This is a genomic window from Parasphingopyxis sp., assembly GCF_052168275.1.
Classification (GTDB): Bacteria; Pseudomonadota; Alphaproteobacteria; order Sphingomonadales; family Sphingomonadaceae; genus Parasphingopyxis.
In genome coordinates this window covers 46,879-57,236 of sequence record NZ_JBQLZM010000146.1, presented here as the reverse complement: position 1 = coordinate 57,236, position 10,358 = coordinate 46,879, and the positions used below count along the sequence as shown (strand labels likewise).

Annotated in this window: 7 protein-coding genes; 3 read left to right on the top strand and 4 right to left on the bottom strand. The window is 65.5% G+C overall.

Annotation, left to right across the window (positions count from 1 at the left end):
• Window positions 1-740 (top strand): PLP-dependent cysteine synthase family protein (locus tag ACTS1X_RS13590; RefSeq protein ID WP_442614943.1); only part of this gene is annotated, 740 nt, incomplete at its 5' end.
• Between the two features lie 127 nt (window positions 741-867).
• A complete protein-coding gene (locus ACTS1X_RS13585) occupies window positions 868-3,354 on the top strand; it encodes a TonB-dependent receptor (protein ID WP_442614942.1) in 2,487 nt (828 codons plus the stop codon).
• A gap of 106 nt (window positions 3,355-3,460) precedes the next feature.
• On the opposite strand, the gene ACTS1X_RS13580 is transcribed toward ACTS1X_RS13585, so the two are convergent.
• From ACTS1X_RS13580 to ACTS1X_RS13565, 4 genes are all read right to left on the bottom strand, one after another.
• A complete protein-coding gene (locus ACTS1X_RS13580) occupies window positions 3,461-4,879 on the bottom strand; it encodes a flavin monoamine oxidase family protein (protein WP_442614941.1) in 1,419 nt (472 codons plus the stop codon).
• The gene (locus ACTS1X_RS13575) at window positions 4,876-6,099 is read right to left on the bottom strand and encodes a serine hydrolase domain-containing protein (RefSeq protein WP_442614940.1); all 1,224 of its coding nucleotides are present in this window, start codon (window positions 6,097-6,099) and stop codon (window positions 4,876-4,878) included. The genes ACTS1X_RS13580 and ACTS1X_RS13575 overlap by 4 nt, the downstream gene beginning before the upstream one ends.
• A gap of 27 nt (window positions 6,100-6,126) precedes the next feature.
• Window positions 6,127-8,580 (bottom strand): TonB-dependent receptor, encoded by a 2,454-nt coding sequence (locus ACTS1X_RS13570; RefSeq protein ID WP_442614939.1) that lies wholly within the window; start codon window positions 8,578-8,580, stop codon window positions 6,127-6,129.
• A gap of 171 nt (window positions 8,581-8,751) precedes the next feature.
• Window positions 8,752-9,717 carry a LysR family transcriptional regulator gene (locus tag ACTS1X_RS13565; protein ID WP_442614938.1) on the bottom strand — a complete coding sequence of 322 codons (966 nt, stop codon included), beginning with the start codon at window positions 9,715-9,717 and terminating at the stop codon, window positions 8,752-8,754.
• Between the two features lie 99 nt (window positions 9,718-9,816).
• Here ACTS1X_RS13565 and ACTS1X_RS13560 point away from each other — a divergent pair, with 99 nt between their 5' ends.
• Window positions 9,817-10,329 carry a hypothetical protein gene (locus ACTS1X_RS13560; RefSeq protein ID WP_442614937.1) on the top strand — a complete coding sequence of 171 codons (513 nt, stop codon included), beginning with the start codon at window positions 9,817-9,819 and terminating at the stop codon, window positions 10,327-10,329.
• Window positions 10,330-10,358 lie beyond the last annotated feature (29 nt).

Here is a 10,358-nt window from a genome sequence, read left to right as displayed (position 1 = left end):
GGATGAGCGCGGAGCGGCGTGCGCTGCTCGCCAGCCATGGCGCCGAGCTGCGCCTCGTCTCGCGCGAGGAAGGCGGCTTTCTCGGCGCGATCGCGCAGGCGAAGGCGATGGCCGAGCGCGACGGCGCGTTCCTTTCCCGCCAGTTCGAGAATGACGATAACTGGCGCGCCCATACCGAGGGCACGATGCCCGAACTGTTCGCCCAGATGGAAAGCGTCGGCCAGACGCCGGGCGCGTTCGTCGCCGGCGTCGGCACGGGCGGCACGGTGATGGGCGCGGCGCGCTATTGCGCCGCCCATGGTCACGATATCGCCGTCCATCCGGTCGAGCCGGCCGAATCGCCGACCCTGTCGACCGGTCACAAGGTGGGCCACCACCGCATCCAGGGCGTCTCGGACGAATTCATCCCCGACATCGTCAAGCTGGGCGAACTCGCCCCGGTGATCGCGGTCGCCGATGGCGATGCGATCCTGATGGCGCAGCAGCTCGCGCACCGGCTCGGCCTCGGCGTCGGCATATCGAGCGGCGCGAACATCGTCGCCGCGCTCAAGGCGATTGCCGAATGCGGCGCGCGCGGCCCGGTCGCGACGATCCTGTGCGACAACAGCGCCCGCTACCTGTCGACCGATCTCGCGCGCACGGAACCCGTGCGGAACGATTATCTGACGCCCGACACCGAGCTGCTCGGCGTTGACGTCATCCGCTGCCCGGCCGGCATGCCGGGCGACAACCAACCGTAGAATAGCCACAACACAGGCGTTGCAGTTGCGCCACACTATGAGACTTCACTGCGTCGAAAATAAAATTTGTCTGGACAAATTTACCGGAGACACTGACTGTCAAATCAAAGAGTTTTGGGAGGGACACATGACATCACGGAACAAGATATTATTGCTCGCGACGACCGCGGGTATCGCGGCTTTCGCTCTGCCGGGACCGGCGAGCGCGCAGGTGGCGGGCGAAGGCGCGCAAACGGGCGGCAACGAGCCGATCATCGTCATGGCGCGCCGCCGCGAGGAAGCGCTGCAGAATGCGCCGGTCTCGGTGGCCGTCGCGACCGCGGAGACGATCGAGCAGCTCAACCTGCAGGATCTGACCGATATCGCGAACACCACGGCGGGCCTGACCTTCGACAATGAATTCGGGCGCGATTCGAACCGCCCGGTGATTCGCGGCCAGGCGAACATCCTCGGCGATTCGGGCGTCGCGACCTTTATCGACGGCATCTACATCACCGGCTCGATCTCCGACTATAATATCGACGATATCGAGCGGCTTGAAGTCGTCAAAGGTCCGCAATCCGCGCTCTACGGACGCAACACCTATTCGGGCGCGATCAACATCATCACGCGCACGCCGAGCGACGAGCTGGGAGGCCGGCTGACCGTCGATATCTCCGAAGACGATCGCTACGAGATCACCGGCAATATCGAAGGCGGGATCGCCGAAGGCCTGACCGCCGGCGCGCAGGTCCGCTATTACGATTTCGGCGGCGAACATGTGAACCCGATCACGGGCGTGACCTTCGGCCAGGAGGAATCGCTCTCCTTCTCCGGCGTGGTCGCCTATGAGCCGGCGGGCAGCCCCGTCCGCGTGCGGCTGCGCGGCTATTATTCGGAAGCGGATGACGGCCAGGCAGCGCTGTTCTCGATTCCGGCGACGGCCAACAACTGCATCTTCGACAACGGCACACTTTACGGTGGCGGCGGACGCTATTTCTGCGGGACGCTGCGGCCCCAGCCGGTGACCGCCGATCCGAGCATCCAGTTCGCGGCGGGAAGCCCGGTGGGCACCTATGTCGACACGCTCAACCTGTCGTCGCGGATCGAAGTCGACCTGACCGAAAACCTGACGCTCGTCTCGCTGACCGGCTATAATGATCGCGACACGCTGTTCGCGGTCGATGCCGACTATTCGCCGACCGCGTTCCAGACCGCGGTATTCACCCCCGGCGGTTTCCCCGCCGGCCCGCCGAGCTTCGGCCCGGGCGGTATCTCCTTCCCCTTCGGCTATGTCGGCAGCACCGTCGACTTCACGTTCGAGGGACTGACCGACGCCCACGATTTCAGCCAGGAAATCAAGTTCCTGTATGAAGGCGACCGGTTCCGCTTCCTGCTCGGCGGCTATTATTTCGAACAGGATGTCGACACGCAGGACGTTCGCGAAGTGCCGGCCAATGCGGCCGCACAGGCGGGAGCAAGCTTCGGCGCGGCTTTCGCCCAGCAGGCGGCGTTGTGCGCGGCCAACCCGATTTGCGGCAGCATCGCGCCGTTCTTTGGCCCTTCGACGCCGAATTCGCGTGACAGCACGGAAACCGACATCCGCAACCTCGCCATCTTCGGATCGGTCGGGTTCGACATCACCGACAATCTCGAACTGACCGTCGAGGGCCGTTATGCTTCCGAGCGGATCTCCTTTTCCGCGATCGAGCAGGACGAGGGCGGCCCGATCCTCAACCAGGCGGCCGGGCGCGAAACGTTCAACAGCTTCGATCCCCGGATCACGCTGAGCTGGCAGGCGACGCCGGACAATCTGTTCTACGCGGTGTTCGCGACCGGCACCAAGCCGGGCGGCTTCAACGGCGTCACGGCGATCGCCGCGGGCGTGCCGACCTATGACCAGGAAGATGCGACGGCCTATGAAATCGGCACGAAGAACACGTTCGGCGATTTCACCTTCAACTTCGCCGCCTTCCTGAACGAGATCGACGGCTATCAGCTGACCCAGAATGTGCAGAACGCCAACAATACGGTTTCGGCCATCACCAATGCCGGCGATGCGCGGATCATGGGCTTCGAGATCGAAGCGCAGGTCCGGCCGAACCCGAACTGGACGTTCACCGCCAACTATACATTGCTCGATCCCGAATTCACCGAAGGGTTCGACGAGAATGAGGGCGTGCTCAACGACGTCCGGGACAATGGTCTGGTCGATTGTTCGATCGGCGACCAGTTCCCGAACACGGCCGGGTGCCAGTCGCTCTTCGGATCGATCGCCGGCCGCCAGATCCCGCGCACCTCGCGACACACGATCTTCGCCGATGTCGACTATCAGACCGATCTCGGCTCGAGCGGCTGGGAGTTCTTCGCCGGCGCCAATATCAGCTATCGCAGCCGGGTCTTCGCCCAGGTGCACAATCTGATCGACAATGGCGATACGACGCTGGTCAATGCGCGGCTCGGTTTCCGGAACGACAATTACCGGGTGCACTTCTACGTCAACAATCTGACGAACGAGGACAGCTCGCCGCTGGTGCTGCGTTATGCGGATGCGAACAACAGCTTCCGCCGCAATTTCGTCGGTGCGCTGCGCCGCAGCCGCCACTTCGGCGTGGCGGTCAGTGCCGGTTTCTAGGGCGATCCGTCATAGAGCCTAAGGAAGGGGCGCCGCGTCGGGAGACGCGGCGCCCTTTTTCGTCGGACGATCGCTCGCGCGCGATCGACGCACCAGCCCTCTCCTCCTAAAGCGCCGCCAACACCGCCTGCGCCGCCCGGTCGGCGGATTCGAGCGCGCCTTCGATGCCGCGCGCGCGGACGGCAGTATGTTCGCCCGCGAAGATCAGCCGGCCGTGCGGCTGCGACAGCGCATCGGCGAAGCCGGCGATCTGGCCGGGCGCCCAACAGGCATAGGCGCCGCCGGCATAGGGATCGCGTCCCCAGCTGACATAGGCGGCGGGCCGGAGCGCGCCGCGCGCGGCGGGGCGGATGCGTTCGATCTCTGCTTGCACGAGCGCCATCGCCTCGGCTTGCGGCATCCGGTCGAGCCGTTCGGCCGCCGGGCCCGTGATGAAGCTCTGCATCATCGTGATCTCGGTCCCGCCCCCGCCGCGCAGCGCGAAGACGCGGCCCGCATAGCTGTCGCTCCAGACCGAGGGCGGCAGGCCGTCCTCTTCCCAGAAGCGCCGCACGGGCGCGAAATAGGCGCGCACGACCCGGTTATAGGGCAGGCTCCGGATGCCGCGCTGCTGGGCGCGCGGCGGAGCCGGATCGATATCGACGGTCCGGAGTGCGCTGGTCGGCAGCGTGACCACCGCATGGCGCGCGCGATAGCGGCCGCCGTCCATCGTGCGGATCTCGACGCCGTCGGTTTCGCTCGCGATGCCACGGGCCCCCGCGCCGTAGCGCACGCCATCGCCGAGCGCCGCCGCCATCGCGTCGGGCACGCGCTGATTGCCGTTTTCCACGGTCAGCAGCCGCCCGCCCGGCTCGGCGATCGCCTTGAGGATCTGGAACCACATCAGCGCCGACTGGCTGTAGGCCGACGCGCCATAGCCCGGGTTGGTCCCGAAACCGAGGCGCAGCTGTTCGCTCGTCCAGCCGAGATGGTCGGCGACCGACCGGTCCCATCCGGCAAAGGCCGGATCGCGCCAGCTCGCCACGTCGGGCAGCGGATTGTCGCGGCCCATCGCCGCGAAGGGCAGCGCCCAGGGCGGCAGGCCGGCGAGCGGACCATCGAACGGGTTCAGCGCATGGCCCGCCCATCGATCGGGAAGGATCGTTTCGCCCCGGAGCGCGATATACAGCTCGGGCGCGCCGCCCCGCTGCATCGGCGAATCCTCGATCAGCGGAATGGCGAACCGCTCGGCCAGGCCGACGAACCGGCGATAGTGGGAACTCAGTTGCGTACCGCCCGCCTCGGGCCGCCCGGGCAGATCGAACAGCGTCCGGACGCGACCTCCCGGACGGTCGCGCGCTTCGAGGACGAGCACCGACGCGCCGGCCTCGGTGAGCTGGAGGGCCGTGTAGAGACCGGCCAGACCGGCGCCGAGAATCACGACATCGGCGGTTTCGTCGGCCCGCCGGGCGGTACCGAGCAGCGCGGGCGCGATCGCCGCGGCGGCGGATGCGCGGAGAAAATTCCGGCGCGTCACCCCGGTCATCGCTCGCCATCCCCGCCGTCGAGCGCGCGGATCAGCGCGTTGGGAATCGCGGCTTCGTCCCATTCGGTCGGCCAGCTGCGGCCCGCCCGCACGATGACCAGATCGCGGGACGGAATGATCCAGACGCGCTGCGCGCCATGGCCGTGCAGGAAGATCAGATCATCTGCCGCGAACGGCTCGCTCTGCCAGGGGATGAGGCCGGGCCGCGGATCGGGTTCGCCGCCGACCCGCTGGTCGCCGAGCCAGATCTGATAGCCGTAACCCGGCCGCGTCGGCGCGGGCGCGATCATCTCCGCAATCCATTGGGCGGGCACGAGCTGCGCGCCTGCGAAGGCGCCGCGGCCGGCGATCAGCTCGCCGATCCGGAGCCAGTCGATCGGCCGGGACAGGATGCAGCAGCTGACCATCGGCGTCCCGCCCTCGCGATCGAGATACATCGCCGCATCGGCGAGGCCGAGCGGCCGCCACAATTTCTCCGACAGATAATCGGCATAGCGGCGGCCCGTCGCCCGTTCGAGCAGCACGCCGAGCAGGTTGCTTTCGTTGTTGTTATAGTCCCAGCGCGCACCCGGCGGATCGGCCTGGGCGAGCCCGAGGATCGGCCCGACGAAATCGCTGCCGAAATGCTGGGCGACGGCGGGATTTTCCGGCACCACGGCATAGCCGTAATCGCCGCCGAGCTGTTCGAGCCCGCCCGACATATGCAGGAGGTTGCGGACCGTGATCGCACCGCGCGGATCGTCCGCCCATTCGGCGACATAGCGGCCGACCGGATCGCCGACGCCGCCGATATGGCCCTCGTCGATGGCGATTCCGACAAGCAGCGCGAGCACGGTCTTCGACATGGATTGCGGGTTGAAATGGGTATCGCGCCCGCTGTCCCGCCAATAGCTTTCATGGACGAGCGCGCCGCCGTGCGAAACCAAGAGCGCCGAGCTCCCGATCCGCTCGGCATGCCCGGCCACCGCCGCCAACGCCTCTGGATCGAACGCATCGGCTTCGGCGACCTGGCGGACCTCCGGATAGCGGGCCCCGTCGACCCGCGCCGTCGGGCTGTACCAGCCGACCGGCGTGGTCAGCGGATCATAGCCGCCGGCGAGGAAGCTGCCGAGCCGCTGTTCGAGCAGCCGGTCGCGCCCGGCATCGTCCTGCGCATGGAGGGGCCCGGAAAGCAGAAGGGACAGCAGCCCGATGCCTCCGCACAGCCGCCATCCCTTCATGCCGCGTCCCCTTCCCGGCCGCCGCGCCTAGAAGTCGTACCGGGCGCTGACCAGCCAGGTGCCGGGTGCGTTGTAATAGGTGTAGTTGGCCAGCGTCGACGAGTTGTAATCCTCGCTGAAACAGTTGGAGCAGGTCAGCGAAACGCGCAGCCCTTCCTCCACTTCAGCGAAGGTGATTCCCGCGTTGACGATGAAATAGCCGTCGTTGAACGAGCCGGTCACAAATTCGCCATTGCCAGTCGTGTTGAACTGGCCCGGCGCCGATTGGTAAATGGTCAGCGCGCTCGTTCCGGTTTCGAAGGACGAGCGATAGGCGGCATTGACGGACGGTGTGAACGTCCAGTTGCTGCCGATCGGGAATTCGTAGCTGATGCCGCCGGCGATCGACCAGTCGGGCGTTCGGACCGGATCGGCAATGCTGCCATCCGGCGCGACGATCCCGGCGCCGCAGGCCGGCGACGGCGTGTTCGCCGCGAGCGCCGCCTGGCATTGCGCCTGCTGCGCGGCGACCGAGGTCACGCCGAACTGATCGACAGCGGGCGCGTTGCGATCGATGATATATTGGTCATCCTGCCAGCCCAGGCTCGCGAAGATGTTGAGCCCGTCGATCGGCGCCAGTGTAAGCTCCGCCTCGATCCCGTAATTCTCGTAATCTGCGAAGTTGCGCGTGATGAAGCCGATCGTGCCGTTGCCCCGGATAAAGGCCGAGGGCGTCTGCAGTCCGGTCGTGTCGGCATAATAGGCCGTCACGTTGAGGCGCGCCCGATTGTCCCAGAATTCGCTGCGGACACCGGCCTCGTAGCTCCATGTCGTTTCCGGGCCGAACGGCAGCAATTCTGCGCCGGCCGTACCGCGTGCGTTCCAGCCGCCGGACTTGAAGCCGCGCGTCGCTGAAACGAAAAACAGCAGATCGTCGTTCGGTTCGTAATTCAGCGCGAAACGCGGCGTGAGGATACTGACCGATTGCTCGTCGGGAATCGGCGTGCCGTTTGCGGCGATCAGGTTGAAATTGCTCAGGCAGCCGGGCGCGCCCTGGTCGCCGTTGCAAATCGGGCGGTTATCGCGGATCTGGAACGTCTTTTCCTCGTCCGTCCAACGCAGGCCGGCGGTGAAGGTGAACTGATCGGTGAAGTGCACGTCGGCTTGCGCATAGAGGGCGAAGGCTTCGGCATCATTGTCGATGACCCGATCCGCCACCAGGAATGGTGCGCCGATCGCGCCGAACGTGTCGGCGAAATCGGTGCTCGTATCCTCGTAGAAATAATAGCCGCCGGCGACGAAATCGATCAGCCCGTCCGCGATCGATCCGTTGAAGCGGACCTCCTGCGTGATCTGCGTATTGGTCTGGTCGTTATAGATGTTGAACCCGCCGAAGGGCGACGCGATGACCGCGGGAAACGGATTGGCCAGGCTCGGACCGAAGCGGCCGTCGAAAAAGTCGAGATTGAACTGCTGGACGAGATGCGTGAAGCCGGTGATGAAGCTCACCGAAACCTCGTCGCTGAGGTCGAGCTCGATATTCGAGGTGATCAGATCCATGTCGGACCGGCTGCCGAGACCGTAATTTGCCTTGCGGCCTGACATGCCGGGGAACGGAGCGGCCGGATTTTCGACCGATCCGGTCGTCACGAAGCGCACATCGCAATTGGCGGGCGTCGCTGGGTCGATCGACCGGCAGGGGAAGTTCAGGATATTCTCGCCGTCATTATTGATCCGCGCATAGGCGATGTTCCATTCGGCGATATCGGCCTCGAGCCGGAAGGCGATGCGCGCGCCATAGCCGTCGCTGTCGTTCAGCGTTTCGCCGGTGGTGATATTGTCCACATAGCCGTCATCATCATTATAATAGCCGCTGACCTTGAACGCCGCGCTGTCGCTGACGGGAATGTCCATCGAACCGCGCACGAGAATCCGGTCGAACCGGCCATAGCCTAATTCCATGAAGCCGCCGAACTCGTCGCCGGGCTCGCGCAGGACGATGCTGATCGCGCCGCCGGTCGTGTTGCGGCCGAACAGGGTGCCCTGCGGGCCGCGCAGCACCTCGACGCGCTCGACGTCGAACAGGCTCAGATTGTTGCCGTTCTGTCGCGCGAGATAGACCTGGTCGACATAGGTGCCGATCGGCGGATCGAAGGTCGCGATCGATTCGGTATTGCCGATGCCGCGCAGGAAGTAGGCGTTCGACGCGCCGAGGCCCGTATTGTTCTGGGCGATCAGGTTCGGCACGAACTCGCCGAGTTCCAGCGTGTTGCCGATGCCGCGCGACTGGAGTTCGTCCGGCGAGAAGGAGGAGATGGCGATCGGGATGTCCTGGACATTTTCCTCGCGCCGCTGCGCGGTCACGACGATGACGCCGAGGCCGGCCGGATCGGCCTGCGCCGTATCCCCGTCGGCCTGCGCGATGGCCGGCGCCGAAAGCAGCGCCGCGCTCATCGCGGCGCCCGATAATGATAGTTTAAAGACCGTCTTGATGGCGACCATTTCGTTTCTCCCAAAACCCGTTCGACTGCCTGACTATGTCAATTTCAGTCCGGGCTCAAGATTTGTCCGGACAAATTTTTCTTTAGGCAAACAGTGTGTCGAGGAAACCACGCATCGGCGCGCGATGGCCAACAACCGTGAAGTCCTGTCCGACAACCAGATGGAAAATCGCTAGAGTTCGGGCGTTCCCGGCCGCAACGCGCTCGTCACCTCGAGCAGATCGTGGATCAGCGCCTGGGCGGCGGGCTGCAGGGCCGAGCTGCGCCGCGTCACCAGCATGGCGGTGCGCGCCGAGGGAAACTCGGTGCGGCGCAGCGTATGAAACTGGCCGGCCATGGTTTCGTTGATCACCAGCTCGGTGGACAGCAGCGCGACGCAGTCGCTCTGCGCGATCATCGCCTTGGCGATCCCGACCGAATCCATGTCGATCGTGTTGGCCGGCGGTTCGACGCCGGCGGCGAGGAAAGTCGCGCATATCTTGCGCCAGCGTTCGCCGAGGGTTCCCGAAGTCGCCCAGGTCTGCTCGGAGAGGTCGGCCAGCGTGACGTCCGGCTTGTGCGCGAGCGGATGATCGTGGCGCATGACGATGACGTCGACATCGCCGAACAGCGTCTCGGCCTCCAGCAGCGGATCGACGGCAAAGTCCGGAAGCGGGCAGCTGGCAACGAATTCCACCTCTCCGTTCAGCAGCCGGTCGAACAATTTGTCCGAGGATCCGGTCGACAGGCTGACCTTGATGTTCGGGCGGCGGCGGCGATACCGGAGGACAGTCTGCGGCGCGATCCGGGACACGAAAGACCAGCCGAAACCCGCGCGGACATAGCCCTCCTCGGCACCGCGCAGCGCGCTCAGTTCGGCCGCGGCGAGCCGCGCTTCGGACAGGATCACCTTGGCCCGGCGGGCCAGCGAATGGGCGAAGATCGTCGGCGCGGGACCGTATGGGCCCCGCTCGAACAACTCGACGCCGAGCTGTTCCTCCAGCTTCTTGACGCTCTTGGATATCGCCTGTTGCGTCACGCCATTGTCGGTCGCGGCGCGGCCGAAATGGCGCAGATCGTAGACCGCCAGGAAATGCTGGAGCTTTTTCGGATCCATCGACGGTTTGATGAACCGCGTGCGCAGACGGCTGTCGCCCATATCTCTCTCCCGGCTGGCGCGCCTATACCACCGGTTGTTGGAGACATTCAATTCGGCTGTGGTAATCGGTTGCGATCGATAGCGGCAGAGGACGGCGGAATGACGGAAACCGGGGACCGGATACTGGACGGCCTGATGCCGGCGATGCTCAGACATGAAGGCGTGTGGGAGGGCATCTACCGCCATGTCGATGCCGACGGCGCGGAACTCGATCGCCACGCCGCCCGGATCGTGTGCGAATTCCCGCGCACCGGCGATGCCGCCTATGTCCAGCACAATCTCTTCACCTGGAACGACGGCCGCGAACATCGCGCGCGGCTGCCCGGCGTCTATCGCGACGGGAAGCTCTGGTGGGACATGCCGGACTTTCACGGCTATGGATGGGAGACCGACGACGCTATCCTGCTCCTCAACCTCGCCCGGCGGGACGAGCCGGGCGCCCATTTCGTCGAGATCATCGTCATGGGCGAGACTGGCGACCGCCGCTCGCGGACCTGGCACTGGTTCCGGAACGGCGCCCTCTTCAAGCGCACGCTGTGCGAGGAATGGCGCGTCTCGCCGGAGGTCAGCACCGGGGATCCGGCCTTCACTTCCGGCGAAACCCTGCGCTGAACCGGCCCCGGGCCGGCATTTATTGGTGA